At 65.1% G+C, this 19,439-nt stretch carries 16 protein-coding genes; 5 read left to right on the top strand and 11 right to left on the bottom strand.

Annotated features, from left to right (window positions below):
- The first annotated feature begins 82 nt into the window (after positions 1-82).
- Entirely contained in the window at positions 83-970 is an 888-nt protein-coding gene (locus tag I6F28_RS28385; protein WP_036024286.1) for a ParB/RepB/Spo0J family partition protein, read from the top strand.
- A 189-nt stretch (positions 971-1,159) separates the two neighbouring features.
- On the opposite strand, the gene holA is transcribed toward I6F28_RS28385, so the two are convergent.
- The 3 genes from holA to leuS all read right to left on the bottom strand — a co-directional run bounded on the left by holA (position 1,160) and on the right by leuS (position 5,428).
- Positions 1,160-2,188 (bottom strand): DNA polymerase III subunit delta, encoded by a 1,029-nt coding sequence (gene holA, locus I6F28_RS28390; protein ID WP_036024285.1) that lies wholly within the window; start codon positions 2,186-2,188, stop codon positions 1,160-1,162.
- 65 nt (positions 2,189-2,253) lie between these two features.
- Entirely contained in the window at positions 2,254-2,805 is a 552-nt protein-coding gene (lptE, locus tag I6F28_RS28395) for an LPS assembly lipoprotein LptE (RefSeq protein ID WP_036003091.1), read from the bottom strand.
- On the bottom strand, positions 2,792-5,428 hold the full coding sequence (gene leuS / locus I6F28_RS28400) for a leucine--tRNA ligase (RefSeq protein WP_225142268.1): 2,637 nt from the start codon (positions 5,426-5,428) through the stop codon (positions 2,792-2,794). The genes lptE and leuS overlap by 14 nt, the downstream gene beginning before the upstream one ends.
- Before the next feature lie 256 nt (positions 5,429-5,684).
- Between leuS and I6F28_RS28405 the strand changes: the two genes are divergently transcribed.
- Positions 5,685-6,662, top strand: a complete 978-nt coding sequence (locus I6F28_RS28405) for a GGDEF domain-containing protein (RefSeq protein ID WP_225142356.1) — start codon at positions 5,685-5,687, stop codon at positions 6,660-6,662.
- 176 nt (positions 6,663-6,838) lie between these two features.
- On the opposite strand, the gene I6F28_RS28410 is transcribed toward I6F28_RS28405, so the two are convergent.
- Positions 6,839-8,542 (bottom strand): sensor domain-containing diguanylate cyclase, encoded by a 1,704-nt coding sequence (locus tag I6F28_RS28410; RefSeq protein ID WP_225142280.1) that lies wholly within the window; start codon positions 8,540-8,542, stop codon positions 6,839-6,841.
- Between the two features lie 109 nt (positions 8,543-8,651).
- Here I6F28_RS28410 and I6F28_RS28415 point away from each other — a divergent pair, with 109 nt between their 5' ends.
- On the top strand, positions 8,652-9,341 hold the full coding sequence (locus tag I6F28_RS28415) for a YggS family pyridoxal phosphate-dependent enzyme (RefSeq protein ID WP_036003069.1): 690 nt from the start codon (positions 8,652-8,654) through the stop codon (positions 9,339-9,341).
- A 79-nt stretch (positions 9,342-9,420) separates the two neighbouring features.
- Here I6F28_RS28415 and I6F28_RS28420 read toward each other — a convergent pair whose 3' ends face one another.
- On the bottom strand, positions 9,421-9,990 hold the full coding sequence (locus I6F28_RS28420; RefSeq protein WP_036003068.1) for a L,D-transpeptidase family protein: 570 nt from the start codon (positions 9,988-9,990) through the stop codon (positions 9,421-9,423).
- A gap of 203 nt (positions 9,991-10,193) precedes the next feature.
- On the opposite strand from I6F28_RS28420, the gene I6F28_RS28425 reads away from it, so the two are divergent.
- Together I6F28_RS28425 and I6F28_RS28430 are read left to right on the top strand one after the other, a co-directional pair.
- On the top strand, positions 10,194-10,880 hold the full coding sequence (locus I6F28_RS28425; RefSeq protein ID WP_008142830.1) for a response regulator transcription factor: 687 nt from the start codon (positions 10,194-10,196) through the stop codon (positions 10,878-10,880).
- A 58-nt stretch (positions 10,881-10,938) separates the two neighbouring features.
- Positions 10,939-11,382, top strand: coding sequence for a Crp/Fnr family transcriptional regulator (locus I6F28_RS28430; protein WP_025033074.1), 444 nt, complete (start codon positions 10,939-10,941; stop codon positions 11,380-11,382).
- A gap of 142 nt (positions 11,383-11,524) precedes the next feature.
- Here I6F28_RS28430 and I6F28_RS28435 read toward each other — a convergent pair whose 3' ends face one another.
- The 6 genes from I6F28_RS28435 to I6F28_RS28460 all read right to left on the bottom strand — a co-directional run bounded on the left by I6F28_RS28435 (position 11,525) and on the right by I6F28_RS28460 (position 19,265).
- Complete coding sequence (locus I6F28_RS28435; protein ID WP_225142282.1) at positions 11,525-12,340, bottom strand: exodeoxyribonuclease III; 816 nt, start codon at positions 12,338-12,340, stop codon at positions 11,525-11,527.
- Positions 12,341-12,500: 160 nt separating this feature from the next.
- A complete protein-coding gene (locus I6F28_RS28440) occupies positions 12,501-13,259 on the bottom strand; it encodes an outer membrane lipoprotein carrier protein LolA (protein ID WP_036003066.1) in 759 nt (252 codons plus the stop codon).
- Between the two features lie 152 nt (positions 13,260-13,411).
- Positions 13,412-15,892, bottom strand: coding sequence for a DNA translocase FtsK (locus I6F28_RS28445; protein ID WP_225142284.1), 2,481 nt, complete (start codon positions 15,890-15,892; stop codon positions 13,412-13,414).
- A 9-nt stretch (positions 15,893-15,901) separates the two neighbouring features.
- The gene (locus I6F28_RS28450) at positions 15,902-17,116 is read right to left on the bottom strand and encodes an aminotransferase class I/II-fold pyridoxal phosphate-dependent enzyme (RefSeq protein ID WP_225113159.1); all 1,215 of its coding nucleotides are present in this window, start codon (positions 17,114-17,116) and stop codon (positions 15,902-15,904) included.
- A gap of 325 nt (positions 17,117-17,441) precedes the next feature.
- Positions 17,442-18,890 carry an ammonium transporter gene (locus I6F28_RS28455; RefSeq protein WP_036003055.1) on the bottom strand — a complete coding sequence of 483 codons (1,449 nt, stop codon included), beginning with the start codon at positions 18,888-18,890 and terminating at the stop codon, positions 17,442-17,444.
- Between the two features lie 36 nt (positions 18,891-18,926).
- Positions 18,927-19,265, bottom strand: a complete 339-nt coding sequence (locus I6F28_RS28460) for a P-II family nitrogen regulator (RefSeq protein WP_008142813.1) — start codon at positions 19,263-19,265, stop codon at positions 18,927-18,929.
- Between the last annotated feature and the right edge of the window lie 174 nt (positions 19,266-19,439).

Below are 19,439 nucleotides of genomic sequence, written 5' to 3' on the forward strand. Positions count from 1 at the left end.
GGTGGGTTACGCTTCGCTAACCCACCCTACGATTCGAAATTCAGTTCTGGAGTGCTGCACCGTGAATCCAAGGGAGCTGGCGATGGCCGACGAAGCGCGTTCGCGACTGGGCCGGGGTCTTGCAAGTCTGATCGGCGACGTCGGCGGCGAGGCTCAGCATGTCGATCGTCCGCGCGCGCAGCGCAAGGTGCCGATCGAATTCATCAAGGCCAATCCGCGCAACCCGCGCCGCACCTTTTCGGACACCGAGCTGAAGGAGCTCTCGGAGTCCATCAAGCAGCATGGCGTGATCCAGCCGATCGTGGTGCGTCCGGTGAAAGGCGCGCAGGACCGCTTCGAGATCATTGCCGGCGAACGACGCTGGCGCGCCTCGCAGATGGCCGGGCTGCACGAGGTGCCGATCGTCCCGGTCGACATCAGCGACAGCGATGCGCTGGAATTCGCGATCGTCGAGAACGTGCAGCGCGAGGACCTCAATCCGATGGAAGAGGCGCAGGGCTATCATGCGCTCGCCAACGAGTTCAAACGCAGCCAGGAGGACATCGCCAAGGTCGTCGGCAAGAGCCGCAGTCACGTCGCCAACATGATGCGGCTGACCAAGCTGCCGGCGGAGGTGCAGGCCTTCATCGCGACCGGCGAGCTGACGGCCGGCCACGCCCGCGCGCTGATCGGCGTGCCCGATCCACTCGCCGCCGCCAAGCGCATCGTCGAGGAAGGTCTCAACGTCCGCCAGGCCGAGGCGCTTGCGCATGAAGAGGGCGTGCCGGAGCGCAAGCCGCAGAAGGCGCGCGCCAGCGGGGGCAAGGAGAAGGATCCCGACACGATCGATCTGGAGAAGCGCGTCAGCGACGCGCTCGGCCTCAAGGTCACCGTCAATCACCGCGATCCCGGCGGCTCGGTGCAGATCAACTACCGCAACCTCGATCAGCTCGACGAGGTGATGAAGCGGCTGGCCAAGGGCGCGCTGTAGACCAAATCCTCGGCGTCGTTCCCGCGTTCGAGAACGACAGGGCGTGCGTGGGTGCGCAACTACATCGTCATTGCGAGCGCAGCGAAGCAATCCAGAGTCCCTCCGCGGGGAGATTCTGGATTGCTTCGCTCGGCTCGCAATGACGGGTGGAGAGAGCTCCGCTCGCAATGACGTGGAGAGAGCGGAGATCTAGCCCCGCCGTTTCGCATTCGCGGCGATCGCCATCAGCGCACGCTGGGCGATGGCGGCGGCGAGGGTGGACTGCTTGCGCGTGTCGAGCGCGGCGGTCGCGAGCTGCTCGATCACAGCAGCGAGCCGCGCCGGGCTGAAATTGCGTAGCGCGGTTTCGACCGCGGGCTTTCGTGAAAAATGCAGGCGCGGAAAGCCGCCGTCGAGCACGGCGGAGGCAGGCGTGCCGTCGGCAATCGCCAGCGCCGATTTGTGCAGCCACGCGGCCTGGCGCTGCGCGGCCGAGATGATCACGCCGGGATAGGTCCCGGCGATCATTGCCTTTGCAAACTCGGTCTCGACGATGTCGGGCCGCCCGGCGAAGGCACCGTCGACGATCGGATCGAGCTTCAGCTCCGAGGCATCGGCGACCACGGCCATGACGTCATCCAGCGTGACCTCGCCCTTGCCATGGGCGTAGAGCGTCAGCTTGCGCAGCTCGTTACGCGAGGCCTGACGGTCGCCGCCGAGGAACGACATCAGCGCCGCGCGGGCGTCCGGCGCGATGCGCAAATTCGCGATCCGCAGCTCGTCGTCCATCAGCTTGGCAAGATCGCGCTCGGTGTCGGGATAACAGCCGATCGCCACGGCGGTCTTGGCTTTCTCGCAGGTCTTGCGCAGCGGCGATTCCGGACGGAGCTCGCCGGCCTCGATCACGATGCGGCAATCCTTCACGTTCATCTCGGCCAGAGTCTCGATGCCGGAGGCAAAGCTGCGCGAGCCGGCGCGAACGCGGATGGCGCGTCGGCCGCCGAACAGCGGCACCGTCATGGCTTCGTCGACCAGGCGCGACGGCTCGGCGGAGAGCTCGTCACCGTCGAGCTTGACCAGCGAGAACGGATCGTTGGGATCGTCGACGCCGGACGCGATCAGCGCGTCGGCGCGCTCGCGCACGAGGCCGGCATCGGGACCGTAGAGCAGGATGATCGGACGGCCCGCATCGGGGCGGGCGAGGAAGGCGTCGATCTCTTTTCCGCGCAGTGCGACCATATCGTCCGATACTCGTCATTCCGGAATGCCTCGTCAGAAGGCGAACCCGGAATGACGGAAGCGTATTACGTTCCCGCGGTGAAGAACGAGGCGAGCCGGGTGGTGATGTTCTCGGCGATCTCGTTGGCGGCGCGATCCTCGGCATCGCGCACGGCGCGGGTGCGCGAGAAACGCTGATAGGACCCCGGCATGTCATAGGACACGCGCGAGAAGGTCGAGCCGGTCATCACAGACTTGCCGGTTACGACTTCGACCAGATTGTACTGGGCGTCGATGCCGAGATTTTCGCTGGTCGGCAATCCCGTTGCGGAGCTGACGATCAGGGAGGAGCGGCTGGTGGTGAAGCGGATGTCGAGCCGGTGGGTCGGCGGCATGCCCGTCGCCGTGCCGTAAAGCTTGAAGGCCAGCGCGTTGCGGATCTCGACGCCGACGCGGGCCTCGCGGGACGCATTGGGTTTGTTAATCGGGGGCAGCTCGACCCCCATCAGCTTCTCGCGCAGGCCCGGGGTGCCGTCGCTGCGCTCGGCATACATCGGCTGGAAGCAGCCGGCCGTCAGCGCCGCCAGTGCGGCAACTGCCAGCAAGCGGGCTGCGATACGGGTCCTAGCCGACAACATTCACGATCCTCTTGGGAACGATGATCACCTTGCGGACGGGCTTGCCGTCCAGGGCCAGCTTTACCGCATCGAGGGCCAAAACGGCAGCCTCGATTTCCGGATTTTGGGCCGCTGTTGCAACTGTGACCTCACCCCGCTTCTTGCCGTTGACCTGCACCACCAGGGTCACGCTGTCTTCAACCAGCAAATCGCGTTCGATTTGCGGCCAATCGGCCTCCGAAACCAGCCCCTTTTGGTCCAGAACCTGCCAGCACTCCTCGGCCAGATGCGGCATCATCGGCGAGAACAGCTGGACCAGGATCTGGCTGGCCTCCTGGATCGCCCAAGCCAAATCTGGAGCGAGATCCGGGGCGGGCTGGCCGGGGCGCTGGAGCACCTCCGAGAAGGCATTGGTGAATTCGCGGATATGGGCGAGGCAAACGTTGAAGTGCAGCCGCTCGATGCCGGCGGTGACCTTGTCCAGCGCGCCGTGGGCGGCCTTGCGCAACGCCGTGGCGTCCGGGCCGAAGCTGGCCGGCCGGGCCGCCGGCGCAGCCTTGCCGAGGGTGGCGGCATCGTTCACCAGCCGCCACAGCCGCTGCACGAAGCGCGAGGCACCCTGGACGCGCTCGTCGCTCCAGATCACGTCGCGGTCGGGCGGAGAGTCCGACAGCATGAACCAGCGGGCGACATCGGCGCCATAGGTCTCGATGATGTCGTCGGGGTCGACCGTGTTCTTCTTCGACTTTGACATCTTCTCGATCGGGCCGATCGCGATGTCTTCGCCCGTCGTCAGAAGCGTAGCGCGGCGTCCGTTGCCGCCGACCTCGACCTTCACCTCGGCCGGCTGCACATAGCTGCCGTCGGCCTTCTGGTAGGTCTCGTGCACCACCATGCCTTGCGTGAACATGCCGGCGAACGGCTCGTCCAGCGCGATATGCCCGGTCGCTTTCATCGCGCGGGTGAAGAAGCGGCTGTAGAGCAGATGCAGGATCGCGTGCTCGACGCCGCCGATATATTGGTCGACCGGCAGCATCCGGTTGGCGACCGCAGGCGTGGTCGGCGAAGCCTCGTTCCAGGGATCGGTGAAGCGCGCAAAGTACCAGGACGAGTCCACGAACGTGTCCATGGTGTCGGTTTCGCGCTGCGCCTTGCCGCCGCATTGCGGGCAGGTGACGTGCTTCCAGGTCGGATGATGATCGAGAGCGTTGCCCGGCTTGTCGAAGGTCGCATCGTCAGGCAGCTTCACGGGCAGGTCGGCATCCGGCACCGGCACCACGTCGCATTTCGGACAGTGAATGACGGGAATCGGGCAGCCCCAATAGCGCTGGCGCGAAATGCCCCAGTCGCGCAGACGGAAATTCACCTGGCGCTCGCCGACCGGCGCGTTGCCGCGCAGCTCCGTCTCGAGCCGCTTCGCCACCTCTTCCTTCGCCTGCTCGATGGTCATGCCGTCGAGGAAGCGCGAATTGATCATGCGGCCGTCGCCGTCATAGGCGGTATCGGTGATGACGAAGCTCTTCGGATCCTGGCCTTCCGGGCACACGACGGGCGTGTTGCCGAGAGCGTACTTGTTGACGAAGTCGAGGTCGCGCTGATCGTGCGCCGGGCAGCCGAAGATGGCGCCGGTGCCGTATTCCATCAGCACGAAATTGGCGACATAGACCGGCAGCTTCCAGGAGGGATCGAACGGGTGCACCGCGCGGATGCCGGTGTCGAAACCCTGCTTCTCAGCGGTGTCGATGATCTCCTGCGCGGTGCCGATCTTCTTGATCTCGGCAACGAAAGCCGCAAGCTCAGGGTTCTTTGCGGCGGCGGCCTGCGCCAGCGGATGATCCGCCGAGATCGCCATGAACTTGGCGCCGAACAGCGTATCCGGCCGCGTCGTGAAAATCTTCAGCTCGCTCTCGCCGGCCGGCGTCGTCGCCGCATCCAGCGCGAAGCGGATCAACAGGCCCTCGGAGCGGCCGATCCAGTTGCGCTGCATCAGCCGTACCTTGTCGGGCCAGCGGTCCAGCCAGTCGAGCGCCGACAGCAGCTCCTGCGAGTACTTCGTGATCTTGAAGACCCACTGGTTCATCTCGCGCTGCTCGACCACGGCGCCCGAGCGCCAGCCGCGGCCATCGATCACCTGCTCGTTGGCGAGCACGGTCATGTCGACGGGGTCCCAGTTCACCTTGCGCTTCTCGCGCTCGGCAAGCCCTGCGCGCAGGAAATCCAGGAACATCTTCTGCTGGTGCTTGTAATAGGAGGGGTCGCAGGTCGCGATCTCCCTGGACCAGTCCAGCGACAGCCCGATCGAGCGGAGCTGCTTCTTCATCGCGGCGATGTTGTCGTAGGTCCAGGCCTTCGGCGCCACCTTGCGCTCGATCGCGGCGTTCTCGGCCGGCAGGCCGAAGGCGTCCCAGCCCATCGGATGCAGCACGTTGAACCCCTTGGCGCGCATGAAGCGGGCCAGCACGTCACCGAGCGTGTAATTCCGGACATGGCCGATATGGATGCGCCCGGACGGGTAGGGGAACATCTCGAGCACGTAATATTTCGGCCGCGGATCGCCGTTCTTGGAGACGAAGATCGCCTGCTCGTCCCAGAGGCGTTGCCAGCGCGGTTCGGCGTCGCGGGCGTTATAGCGTTCGGAGGTCATGGAATCGTTGGGTTTTCGTGGTTCGGCCGTCTCAAGACGGCGGACTAGGCCATAGAAGCCCTTAAGGGGTCAATGGGTTGCCGCGTTTTGGAACTTTGACCCCTCCGCATAACTACGAGGGTCCGCGTTGGGGTGTGATTAAGGCGTCGATGCCAAGTTGCAGCCCGACAAGGCCGCGTTACCGCACATGGATTCCAGCTTCGACGATCCCGATTACGACTATGCCGCGTCCGTCGCCGGGCGGGCAATGCGGAGCATGGCCGAACAGCGGATTGCACCGACCCCGGCCAACTTTGCCGTCTGGTTCCAGTATTTCGCGGGCAGCCATGACGATCTGCGCAACGCGATCGATCTCCTGATCGACCACAATCGTCCCTTCGACGCCCAAACCAATCAGGATCTGTTCGAGACTTACGTCGCGCCGCAGGTGAGTGCCGTCGTGGTCGACACCTCCGAGCGGCTGCAGGCGCTGATGGGGACGGCGAAGGAGTTCCTGACGACGGCGATCGCCGACAATCATTCGCAAATGCAGGTCATCAGCCAGGTGGCTGACCAGGGCAAGGCCGGCGTCGATCCAAAGCTGCTGGTTGCCCAGCTCATGAACGAGCTGGCGCGGGCGGCCACGCGGGCGACGCGGCTGGAGGCAGGCTTTGCGGAAAAGACCCGCGAACTCGACGTGATCCGCGATTCGCTGTCGCGGTCCGAGCAGCGCGCCCGGACCGACACGCTGACCGGGCTGGCGAACCGGCGGGCCCTCGACGAATTCCTGCGCAAGGCGCAGACGACGGCGGAATGGGGCGAGCCGCTCAGCGTGCTGATGCTCGACATCGACTACTTCAAGTCGTTCAACGACAATTTCGGCCACGGTGTCGGCGACCAGGTGCTGCGCCTGATGGCCAAGGTCCTGCGCGAGAAGGTTCGCGCGCAAGATCTGCCGGCCCGCTATGGCGGCGAGGAGCTGATCGCGGTGCTGCCGGACGCCGATCTGGCCGCTTGCGCCGAGATCGCCGAACGGATCAGGCGCGCGATCGCAGATTGCACGATCACGCGTCGCTCGACCGGCGAGACCCTGCCCGGCATCAGCGTGTCGATCGGCGTTGCGCAATTCCGGGTCGGCGAGGCGATCACGGATCTGATCGAACGCTGCGACCGTGCGCTCTATCTCGCCAAGGGCGGCGGCCGCAATCGTGTGGTGACGGAGATCGAGCTCGATCGCGCCGGCGCTGCGGGCTAGCTCGGGCGAGACGACAGGCCGTCATGCCCGGGCTTGTCCCGGGCATCCACGTTCTTTGTGCTGTGGGCAAGGCGTGGATGGCCGGGACAAGCCCGGCCATGACGATGTGGAATCTATCGTGTCCGGCAGTGCACAGTTCAGACGCCGCAAGCGGGGCGAGGTGAAGAACCAGCGCTTTAGGCGCTCGCCACCATCATCATCTCGGCCGTGCCGGTCGCGATCGCCTGCACGCCGTGCTCGACGACATTGTTGCGGCCACGATGCTTGGCGGCGTAGAGCGCGGCGTCGGCGGCTTCGATCAGGTCGCCGGGACGCAAGGATTCGCTCGGCTTGGTCGCGGCGACGCCGATCGAGACCGTGACGATCATGTGGTTCGAGGTGATGTGAGGCAGGCAGAGCCTCAGCACGGCCGAACGCACCTGCTCGCCGATCGCGACGGCGCGCGTCACGTCGGTGTTCGGCAGCAGCAGGCAGAACTCCTCGCCGCCGTAGCGGGCCGCGAAGCCCATCGTGTCGGCGGCGATGCCGGACAGTGATTCGCCGAGCCGCGTCAGGCAGGAATCGCCTTCGAGATGGCCGTAGGTGTCGTTGAACAGCTTGAAATGGTCGACGTCGATCATCAGAAGCGCCAGCTCGCTGCCATATTGCTGCGCGCGCATCCATTCGAAATCCAGCCGGCTCTGGAAGCCGCGGCGGTTGGCGAGACCGGACAGCATGTCGATCGACGCCATCACCGTCAGGCGGTCGTTGCTTGCGATCAGCTCGCGCTCGCGCTGGCTCAGCTGCGCGGCCATCGCGTTGAACGCGCGGGCCAGCGGCACGAACTCGGCGGGCAGGCGATTGCGCGCGGCGCGCGCCGACAGGTCGCCCTCGCCGAGCCGCTTGGCCATGTCGGCGAGCATCTCGATCGGCTTGATCACGAGCTTTTCGGCGGCGATCAGCGCGCCGAGCAGGACGAACATGAGCACGAAGGCGAGCTGCAGATAGGCGGTGCGGATGTCGCGGCTGACCGCTGCGGACACCTTGTCTTCGTCGATGCTGGCGATCAGGCGGGCATTGGTGCCGGCGATGCGGATATAGCTGACCGCGCGGCGGGAGCCGTCGGCGGCGAGAAAGGACAGCGAACCCTCATCCTGATCGGAGCGCAGCGCCTTGTCGGCGATCGCGGACATCAGCGGCATGTTGTCGAGCGGACGGCCGACCGCGCTGTGCTGATCGGCCGGGGCCGCCAGCACGGTGCCCGCGCTGTCGACCAGCACCGCAGTGATGCCGGCGCGACCGCCCAGATTGTTCATGACCTTCGACATCCAGTCGAGATTGACGGTGGCGAGCACGACGGCATCAGCCACACCGCTGAAGGCGGAGGCCGGATAGACCGCCATCACCGTTGGCGACGGTACCGGTCGCGACATGATGAAGTCGCTCAGCACGAAGCGGCCGGTTTCCTGGGCCTGCTGGAAGTACGGTCGGTCGCTGAGATCGAGACCGACATACATGTTGTTGGTGGCGCATTGGATGCGGCCGTCCTGGCCGGCGATCAGAAGCGTGCGAATCCAGGGCAGGCTCGAGGGGAGGCTCGCGCGCAGCACGTCGCAGCTCTTGCTGATGCCGCCGGCGGAGGCGCGGATGAAGGCCTCCGATTTCAGAATGGTCTCGACTGACGAGATCACCTGGCGCTGCGCATCGGCGCTGTGCCTCGCCACCGTGGTGAATTCAGCCGCGGCCTGCGCAACTTGCCGCGCGCGCGTGTCTTCGAGGGAACGGATGCGCTCGATCATCAAGGGCGTCACGAGAATCACCGCGAGCAACGCAAGCCGCGCCCGGATACCGAGAACCTGCTTGAGTTTCGCGCGCTTGCGGTTGAGACTGACGCTTGCCATTTTCGCTACCCACCCCGCGGGCTAAGGTAAAGCGAAGGGTTCAAAAACTGTTTCTTGAACTCGGTAAAATTGGACCTAACTCGGGCTAAGGTCACAACCAAGAGACGTCATGACGGAAGCCAACGTCGCGCCGGTCACCGGCCATTCACCAAACGCGCTCGCCGCGGTCGAAGCCGAAATTGCACGCGCCTGCAGGGACGCGCAGCGTGACCGCGCCTCGGTCACGCTGATCGCCGTGTCCAAGACGTTCGCGGCGGATGCAATTATCCCGGTTATCGCCGCAGGACAGCGCGTATTTGGCGAGAACCGGGTGCAGGAGGCCAAAGCCAAGTGGCCGGCGTTAACGTCTGCTTACCCCGATATCGCGCTGCATCTGATCGGGCCGCTGCAATCCAACAAGGCGAAAGAGGCGGTTGCGCTGTTCGACGCCATCCATTCGGTCGACCGTCCGAGCATTTGCCAAGCGTTAGCCAAGGAAATCGAATCCCAGAACAGGCACCCGCAGCTGTTCGTCCAGATCAACACCGGCGAGGAGCCGCAGAAGGCCGGGATTGCCCCGGGCGAGGCCGATGCCTTCATTGCAAGCTGCCGCGACACCTACGGGCTGACGATCTCCGGATTGATGTGCATCCCGCCGGTCGACGAGCCGCCCGCCGCGCACTTTGCGCTCACCGCCAAGATCGCCGCGCGCAATGGCTTGACGAATCTCTCGATGGGCATGAGCGCCGATTTCGCGACCGCGATCATGCTCGGCGCTACCCATGTGCGCGTCGGCAGCGCGATCTTCGGGCATCGGTAGTTGCCGTTGGCGAGGGCCGATGCCGCCCGAACGCTGTCAATTTCGTCGCAAGGGCTCCTCGCAATGACGGCGGTGTGCCTCACCCGATGATGATCTTTGTGCGCGGGCCCAGGCGCCGCAGCAATTGCAGCATGGCGGATTTCGTCATGGAGACGCAGCCGGCAGTCGGGCCGAAATTGTCGCGGGCAAGGTGCAGGAACACCGCGCTGCCGCGGCCGGCGATGCGGGGCCGTGTGTTGTGGTCGATCTCGATGATGAAGTCGTAGAGATGGTCGGCGCGCCGGAGCCGGTCGCCGCCCTGCCCCTCGCCGAGCCGGATGCTCTGGTTGTAGCGGCGGTCCCGCGGATCCTCGCACCAGGCGTCCACGCCGGTGATCATCCGGGCCGGCAGGAACGTCCGGGGACGGCTGTGCCGGTCGCCCCGCCACCACAATTGCCTGGGCCGGAAGCTGCCTCTGGGGGTGCCGCCATCGCCCTCGCGCTTGTTGGCGAGAATGCCGCCTCGCCCCAGCGCAACCGGAATGGTCAGCGCTCCCGCCGTCAGCCAGCCTCGGCGCGGATTGCCGGCAGCAGGCTTAACGCGGATCGCCGAGAGCGGCCCGGGGCCTCGATTCCTGATGTAACCGACTGAAGCTGCTTTGTTTTTCATGTGAACGTGCAATGTCGAATTCATTACAGGACATTCATCAAAACGTCCTGCTATTCTGAGTTAGAGTGCTTCTGGCTTGTGAATCGGTAACAGCCCACTACTTCAACACGAACAACAATAATCACGGCGACCTTAAACTTCCCCTCGCGGCTGGGTGCGGCATGGATGTGCCGCCGAGCCGGACCCCAAAAGGATGACCCCCCATGGCCAATGCCCGCAAGATCCTGATCGTGGATGACGATACCGATCTGCGCGACACGTTGGTGGAGCAATTATCGCTACACGAAGAATTCGAAGCCTCTGCGGTCGATACCGGCGCCAAGGGCGCCAGCGCCGCGAAGGCCAATTCCCCCGATCTGGTTCTGATGGATGTCGGCCTGCCCGACACCGACGGCCGCGAGGTTGTCCGCTCGCTGCGGAAGGGCGGCTTCAAGGCCCCGATCATCATGCTGACCGGGCACGACACCGATTCCGACACGATCCTGGGCCTGGAATCCGGCGCCAACGACTATGTGGCAAAGCCCTTCCGTTTCGCGGTGCTGCTGGCGCGCATCCGCGCCCAGCTCCGTCAGCATGAAGCCAGCGAGGACGCGGTGTTCTCGGTCGGACCCTACTCCTTCCGTCCCGGCTCGAAGATGCTCACCGCGGCCAATGCCCGCAAGGTCCGCCTCACCGAGAAGGAAACCGCAATTCTCCGCTTCCTCTACCGGGCCGGCCAGATGCCGGTGTCGCGCGAGACCCTGCTCCAGGAGGTTTGGGGCTATAATTCCGGCGTCACCACGCACACGTTGGAAACCCACATCTACCGCCTCCGCCAGAAGATCGAGAAGGACGCCGCCAACCCGGAGATCCTGGTGACGGAAGCCGGTGGCTACAAGCTGGTGCCGTGATACGCTTCGATGGCGTGCGAATCGTTTTAGATCGCACGCCTTCGAGCCTCGGACCTGAATGTCAATCGACGATGATGTAGCGCTTCTCGAGCGTGTCCCGACACTGCGCCTGTTGGGAGACGCCTCGTTGCGCATGCTGGCGATCGGCTCGGAGCAGCGTGATTTCGTCCGCGGCGACGTGCTGTTCAATCTCGGCGACGACGCCGACGCCGGCTTCGTGGTCCAGCGCGGCGCCTTCCGGGTCGAGGACGGCGCCGGCGCCGAAATGATCGCCGGTCCCGGCGCGTTGATCGGCGAGCTCGCGCTGGTGGTGCCGATGAAGCGGCCGTCGAGCGCGGTCGCGCTGGAGCATTCCTCCGTCATCCGCGTCGCCCGCAGCCTGTTCCAGCGCGTGCTCGAAAGCGATCCCGCTGCGGCGGTGCGCCTGCGCGACGAGTTCGCGGTGCGCTCCAGCCAGATCGCCAGTGATATCCTGATGGCGGGTGCAAAGCTGACGAGCTGAGCCCTCGTCATTCCGGGGCGCGACGAAGTCGCGAACTATGGTGCGCAATTGCGCACCTGAGAATCCATTGAGCGGCAGAGTCAGTTGATGAATGGATTCCGGGCTCGCGCCAAGTGGCGCGCCCCGGAATGACGAGGGCGGCTCACACCTCCAGCGTCACCGTCACAGGCACGTGGTCCGATGGCCGCTCCCAGCTGCGCGCATCGCGCAGAATCCTGAAATCGCTGACTGCATCCTTCAGCGCGCGCGAGACCCAGATGTGGTCGAGCCTGCGGCCGCGATCGCCGATGGTCCAGTCGGCGGAGCGGTAGCTCCACCACGTATAGACCTTCTCCGCCATCGGGATGCGCTCGCGCGCGACGTCGACCCATTCGCCGGCCGCGAGCGCCGCCTTCAGCTTCTCCGTTTCGACAGGCGTGTGCGAGACCACTTTCAGCAGCTGCTTGTGCGACCACACGTCGTTCTCGTGCGGGGCGACGTTGAGATCGCCGACCAGGATGTGGCGGTCCTCACCGCGCGGATGCAGCGGCTCGCACGCTTTCATCTCGTCGAGGAAGCGGAGCTTGTGGTCGAATTTCTCGTTCAGCGCGGGATCGGGAATGTCGCCGCCCGCGGGCACGTAGAAATTATGCAGCACCAGTGGTTTTGCGATGCCCGCCTTTTCACCGAACGACACCGAGATGTGGCGCGAATCCACCTTGTCGCAGAAGGTGCGGATGTCCTTCGATTCGAACGGGATCTTCGAGATGATGGCGACGCCGTGATAGCCCTTCTGACCGTTCAGCGCGACGTGCTCGTAGCCGAGCCGCTTGAAGCGCTTCAGCGGAAAAGCATCGTCGATGCACTTGGTCTCCTGCAGGCACAGCACTTCTGGCCGCGCGCTCTTGAGAAATTTCGCGACCAGGTCGATGCGTAGCCGCACCGAGTTGATGTTCCAGGTTGTCAGGGAAAGACGCATAGGAAATGCGTCTTAGCATGGATTGGCGTGGGGAAAATGCTTGTCCACAGCGAGCTCTCGTAGGGTGGGCAAAGCGAAGCGTGCCCACCGTGATGGCCGTGAGGAGAGGTGGTGGGCACGGCGCAAGAGCGCCTTTGCCCACCCTACGGCAGCGGAGCGCTCAACCCCGCGACGGCGTGTTGTAATTGGTGAAATCGATCTTGAACATGTTGGGGTCGAGCTTCTTGCTCGAGTCCAGATTGTACACCGCAATCGTCGTGTCGTAGCCCTGCGGATCGGTGACGGTCCACTGCTTGAGCTGGCCGTCCTTGGCGCCGAACATCAGCAGCAAGCGGCTGGTGCCGACCAGGGCCTGCTTCTCCTCGATGGTGACGCTGACGAAGACGTCGTCGGCCGAGACGCCAACGACATTGGTGTCCCTCATCAGGTCGATGCGGTCGGACAATAGAAAGCGCAGCGGCGTCTGCGACAGCGGGTAGACGTCCTGGGTCGCGAGCTTGCGGTCGCGCACCACGAGCGAGGATCCGTCGGCGACGATGTCGATCGGGCTCGGCGCATCATATTCGAAGCGTACCTTGCCGGGTTTCTGGATGTAGAAGTCGCCCTGCGTCTTGCTGCCGTCGGGACCGACCTGGACGAAATTCCCGACCAACGTCTGCAGCGACGACAGATAGGCGCTGACCTTGGCCGCCTGCGCTTTCTGGTTGGCGTCGAAGGTCTGGAAGATGCTGCTCGGAACGTTGCGCCGCGGATCCGGGATCACCGGATTGGGCGGCGCCTGCGTCGCGCCGGTGACGGCCGGCCCACCGGCGGTCGCGCCGCCGTCACGCCCCTTCGGCGCGGGCTTCGGCACCGGCACGGTCTGCGCGAAAGACGCAGCGGTCACCATCGCGGCGGTGACGAGAAGCACGCCGGCCATGCGCGCGCTTCGCGCGGCGATGGTGGCAGCGAATCGAATGTCCGGATGTCTGATCAACGCGTCGTCCTGTGTGGCTGGGCGCCCTTTTACCGTGATTTCGGGCAAAAGCAGATATCGAATTTGCGTGAAATGTTGCTCAGAGGCTCCTCGCCTCACATATGGCTGTCTTCTTCCTCGACCAGAATCTCACGCTTGCCGGCATGGTTGGCGGGACCGACGATGCCCTCCAGTTCCATGCGCTCCATCAGCGATGCGGCGCGGTTGTAGCCGATTTGCAGGCGGCGCTGGATGTAGCTGGTCGAGGCCTTGCGATCGCGTTTGACGATCGCAACCGCCTGCTGGAAGAGATCGCCGCCGCCATCGCCGCCCATGCCGGTGGCGTCGAACACGGCACCGTCCTCGTCCTCGGTCGGCTCTTCGGCGGTGACGGCTTCGAGATATTCCGGCTGTCCCTGGGTCTTGAGGTGACGCACCACCTTCTCGACTTCCTCGTCGGAGGCGAACGGTCCGTGCACGCGGCTGATGCGGCCGCCGCCCGCCATGTAGAGCATGTCGCCCTGGCCGAGCAGCTGCTCGGCACCCATCTCGCCGAGGATGGTGCGGCTGTCGATCTTGGAGGTGACCTGGAAGGCGATGCGGGTCGGGAAGTTCGCCTTGATGGTGCCGGTGATGACGTCGACCGACGGACGCTGCGTCGCCAGGATCACGTGCAGGCCGGCGGCCCGCGCCATCTGCGCCAGACGCTGCACCGCGCCTTCGATGTCCTTGCCGGCGACCATCATCAGGTCGGCCATTTCGTCGACGATGATGACGATGTAGGGCAGCGGATCGAGCGAGAGCTTCTCTTCCTCGTAGATCGCCTTGCCGGTCTCCTTGTCGAAGCCGGTATGCACCGTGCGCGTCGGCTCCTCGCCCTTGGCCTTCAATTCGAGCAGGCGCGTGTTGTAACCGTCGATGTTGCGCACACCGAGCTTGGCCATGTTCTTGTAGCGCTCTTCCATCTCGCGCACGGCCCATTTCAGCGCGACCACCGCCTTCTTCGGGTCGGTCACAACAGGCGTGAGCAGATGGGGAATGCCGTCATAGACGGAGAGCTCGAGCATCTTCGGATCGACCATGATCAGGCGGCACTGGTCCGGCCGCAGCCGGTAGACCAGGCTGAGGATCATGGTGTTGATCGCGACCGACTTGCCCGAGCCGGTGGTACCGGCGATCAGCATGTGCGGGGTGCGCGCGAGGTCGATGATGACGGGGTCGCCGCCGATGGTCTTGCCGAGGCAGAGCGGCAGCTTCGCCACTGTGTCGGTCGCCTCCTTCGCCACCAGCAATTCGCGCAAATAGACTTTCTCGCGATGCGCGTTCGGCAGCTCGATGCCGATTGCGTTGCGGCCGGGCACGACGGCGACGCGTGCCGACAGCGCGCTCATCGAGCGGGCGATGTCGTCGGCAAGGCCGATCACGCGCGAGGACTTGATGCCGGGCGCCGGCTCCAGCTCGTACAGCGTAACGACCGGACCGGGATTGGCCTTCACGATCTCGCCGCGCACGCCGAAATCCTGCAGCACGCCTTCGAGCGAACGGGAATTGTTCTCCAGCTCGGCCTTGCTGAGCGGCTGGCGATCGCCGGCCTTTGGTGCGGCCAGCATGGAGACGGACGGGAGGTCGAACTTGTCGGAGGATTTCTTGGAAGCGGGCTTCGGCGCGGCTTTCTTCTTCGGGGCGCGCGCGGCGGGCTCCTCCTCTTCCTCCTCCTCGTCCTCCAATTCGTCTTCGTGCTCGTCCTCGTAGTCCTCGTCTTGAGACTGCGGCGAGATCGACGGCGCCGAGCGGCCGCCGCCGAGATTCGGCTCCTGCCGGCTGAACTGGGCGGACTTGGTCTTCGGTCCGCTCGAGACCAGCGAGCGGTAGGCGGCACCACACAGCCAGATCAGCCGCGCCTTGGTGCTCATCAATGCATGGAACAGCCAGCCCAGCGAGACCGAACCCCGATCGCTCTCCTCGTCTTCGTCGAGCGGCTTGTCGTCATCGGCGACCTCAGCGATCTCGTCGTCTTGCTCGCGCGCGCCGAGGCCGCAGGCGATCAGGAAGGTCGCTGTCATCGCGGCGAGCAGGATCGTGCCCAGCACGATGCGATAGATCGTACCGGCCGGCCCGAAGATCACCGCGGGCGCGCGCACCAGCGCATCGCCGACCACGCCGCCGAGGCCGGTCGGCAGCGGCCAGGCCCCGCCATGCTGAAAGCAACTGACGAAGCCTGCCGCGATCACCGTGCAGAGAATCCAGGAGCCGAGCCGCAGCGCCTCGCGGTCGAACGGCCGATGCGTCATCATGCGCCAGCCCCAGACCGCAACGGTCAGGACCAGCATGATCGCGCCGAGCCCCAGGATCTGCATGGCGAGATCGGCGCCGATCGCGCCGGCATAGCCGAGGATGTTGCGGATCGGCCGCGAGGTCGCGTGGCTGAGACTGGGGTCCTGCACCGACCACGTCATCAGCGCCGCCGCGGCGATGCCCGCCAGCGCGATCAGGCCGAGGCCGGCGAGCTCGCGCATGCGCCGCGCCAGCCCCTCGCGGATCGAGGGCGGCAGATGGCCGACCAGAGGAATGACGCGTTCGATTGCCGACATGCTCACGGGCCCCGCCTAACCCAGAGTCTCGACCAGCCGGTGCAGCGCCTGCGCCGTGGTCTCGCCGTCCTGCACCAGTGCGAGGCGGATATAGCCTGCGCCGGGATTGAATCCGTCAGGCTGCTGTCGCGCCAGGAAGCTGCCGGGCACCACGCGCACGCCGGCTTCCTTGAACAGCTTGAGCGTCACCGACACGTCGTCGCCGATCTCGGAGGTGTTGAGCCAGACGCAGAAGCCGGCATCGGGGCGACGATAGCCGTAACGATTGCCGATGATCTGGTCGGCGAGGTCGAACTTGATCCGGTACAGCCGCCGATTCTCCTCGACATGCGCCTCGTCGCCATAGGCGACCGTCGCGACATGCTGCAGCGGCACCGGCACCTGGGGCGCGGCGATGTTGCGCAGCTCGAGGAACATGCCGATGAACCTCTTGTCGCCGGCGGCAAAGCCGACGCGCAGGCCCGGCAGGTTGGAGCGCTTCGACAGTGACTGGAACGCGACCACGCGCGTGAAGTCGGGGCCGGCGCATTCCAGCGCGCTGCCGGGTGCCTCGCGGGTGTAGATCTCGGAATAGCACTCGTCGCTGAGGATCACGAAGCCATAGCGATCGGCGAGCTGCTTCAATCGCTTGAAATAGCCGGGCCTCGCGACCGAGCCCTGCGGATTGGCGGGCGAAGCCAGGTAGAACGCCACCGTGCGCGCCAGCGTCGCCTCATTGATGGCGTCGAGATCGGGCAGGAAGCCGTTCTCGACCGTGGTCGGCAGATGGACCGGCTCGCAAGCGGCCGCAAGCGCGCCCGCGCCGTAGACCGGATAGAACGGGTTCGGCATCAGGATCGCGGGCTTGCCCGGACGCGGGCCGACATAGCGCGCGGCCGCGATCGCGGCGAGGAACAGCCCCTCGCGGCTGCCATTGAGGACGAGAATCTCGCTCTCGGGGTCGAGCGGCCGCGGCAGCTTGAACCGCGTCGACAGCCAGGCCCCGGCGGCGTTGCGGAACGGGTCGGTGCCCTTGTTGGCGGGATAACGGCCGAAATCGGCGATGTGCTTGGCCAGCACCGGGCCGACAAAGTCGGGTACGGGATGCTGGGGCTCGCCGACCGCAAGCGAAATCAAGGGCTTGCCCGGCTGATGCGGGGCCAGCAGCTCGTTCAGCCGGACGAAGGGCGAGCGTTCGGAATCGGAGCCATTACCGCCCTGCGGCGCACGGGATGAAGCGGTCAGAGCCATTCGTTGGGCGCCAGTACTCTTGGAACGGCCGGTCGCTACCATAGGCGCCGGCGGGAAGCGGTTCAGTTCACCATAGATAGGGCGAGGTTAAGACGCGATTAACCATCGGCCGCCGCCCGCGTCCAGAGCGGGAATAATGGGGCCGGAGACAGCGGCGTGCATGGACGGTCCACCCTCCCCTGGAGGTGCCTGCAGGCCGAGCTATCAAAAGAAAGGGGCTCCAGCTTGCGCTGGAGCCCCTCAACGGTCAGGGCATTGCCGGGTATGTGCCCGAACCGTAGTTGTGGACGCGGTCCCCAAAGAGACCGCGCCCGGGAGGAGAGGGTCACATGTTGTAGGCGCGCTCGGTGTGCTCGGTGATGTCGAGGCCCTCACGCTCGCTCTCGACATTGGCGCGGAGGCCGACGATCACATCGACGACCTTGAAGAGGATCGCCGAGCCGACGCCCGACCACACCAGCGTGGTGCAGACGGCCTTGATCTGGGCGAGCATCTGCGTGGCGAAGTCGTAATCGGCGACCTTCGGCGGGATCGCCGAATAGTCGATGATGCCGGCGCCGCCGAGCGCGGGGTTGACCAGAATGCCGGTGCCGATGGCGCCGACGATGCCGCCGATGCAGTGCACGCCGAACACGTCGAGGGAGTCATCGTAGCCGAGCGCGTTCTTCACCACGGTGCAGAAGAACAGGCAGACCACGCCGACGACGAGGCCGAGGACGATCGCTCCCATGACGCCGGAGAAGCCGGCGGCGGGCGTGACGGCCACGAGGCCCGCGACGGCGCCTGAGATCACGCCGAGCACGGAGGGATGACCCTTGATGATCCACTCCGCGAACATCCACGACAGCGCGGCGGCTGCGGTGGCGACGAAGGAGTTGGTCATGGCGAGCGCAGCGCCGCCGCTGGCCTCGAGGTTGGAACCGGCATTGAAGCCGAACCAGCCGACCCAGAGCAGCGAGGCGCCGATCATCGACATGGTCAGCGAGTGCGGGGCCATCAGCTCCTTGCCGTAGCCGACGCGCTTGCCGATCAGGAGAGCGCCGACGAGGCCCGCGATACCGGCGTTGATGTGCACCACGGTGCCGCCCGCGAAGTCGATCGCGCCCATCTTGAAGATCCAGCCGGCATCGGCGTTGAGCTCGTCGAGCTTGGCCTGGGCCGCGGTCTTCGCCGCCGCGTCAGTAGCGGCAGCCAACGCTTTGGCCGCATCCTGGATCAGGTCCGGACCCTGCCAGTACCAGACCATGTGCGCGATCGGGAAATAGACCAGCGTCACCCAGAGCGGAACGAACAGCGCGATCGCCGCGAACTTCATGCGCTCGGCGAAGGCGCCGACGATGAGAGCGGGCGTGATCGCCGCGAAGGTCATCTGGAAGCAGACGTAAATCAGCTCCGAGATGTTGGCGTCGACCGAGAAGGTCGCGGCCTTCGTGTCGGTGGTGACGCCCATCATGAAGGCCTTGGAGAAGCCGCCAATGAAGTCGGAGCCGCCGGTGAAGGTGAGGCTGTAGCCGTATACGGCCCAGATCACGCAGACGACGCAGACGGTGTAGAACACCTGCATCAGGACCGAGAGCATGTTCTTGGAACGAACCAGACCGCCGTAGAACAGCGCGAGGCCGGGGATCGTCATCAACAGCACCAGCACTGTCGATGTCAGCATCCAGGCGTTGTCTCCCTTGTTGACCGTTGGCTCGGCGTAGGCTGCGGTCGCAGCGAACAGGCCGACTGCGAGAGCCGCCAGTCCCGCGCCATAGGGACGCTTGAACGTCATATTGTTTACTCCTGCTTGGATAAGGTTGAGCGCGAATCAGAGGGCCGCGGCATCGGCCTCGCCGGTGCGGATACGCACCGCGTGGTCGAGGTTGATGACGAAGATCTTGCCGTCGCCGATCTGTCCGGTTTTCGCCGCGGACGTGATGGCATCGATGGTCTTGTCGACCTGGTCGGAGGCGACAGCGACCTCGATCTTGATCTTGGGCAGGAAGCTCACGGCATATTCGGCGCCGCGATAGATTTCCGTATGGCCCTTCTGGCGGCCATACCCCTTGACTTCCGTCACCGTGAGACCGTGAACGCCGATGGCGGTCAGGGCGTCACGGACTTCTTCAAGCTTGAATGGCTTGATGATCGCCATAACAATTTTCATGGGTCCTATCCCCGCTTGGGCCCGGTCCGGACGTGGCCGGGCGTTCTCGACTGGTTCGCCACGAGGGAGAAGTTTCACTACGCGGGCACAGCCGGACCCCTAGAATCAAATGCCGTGCCAGATCAGGCGGATTGCCTAACGGACTATGAAGACGGGGGTTTTCGCCTTTGGCGG

This window comes from Bradyrhizobium sp. NBAIM14 (genome assembly GCF_020193895.1).
GTDB lineage: Bacteria > Pseudomonadota > Alphaproteobacteria > Rhizobiales > Xanthobacteraceae > Bradyrhizobium > Bradyrhizobium yuanmingense.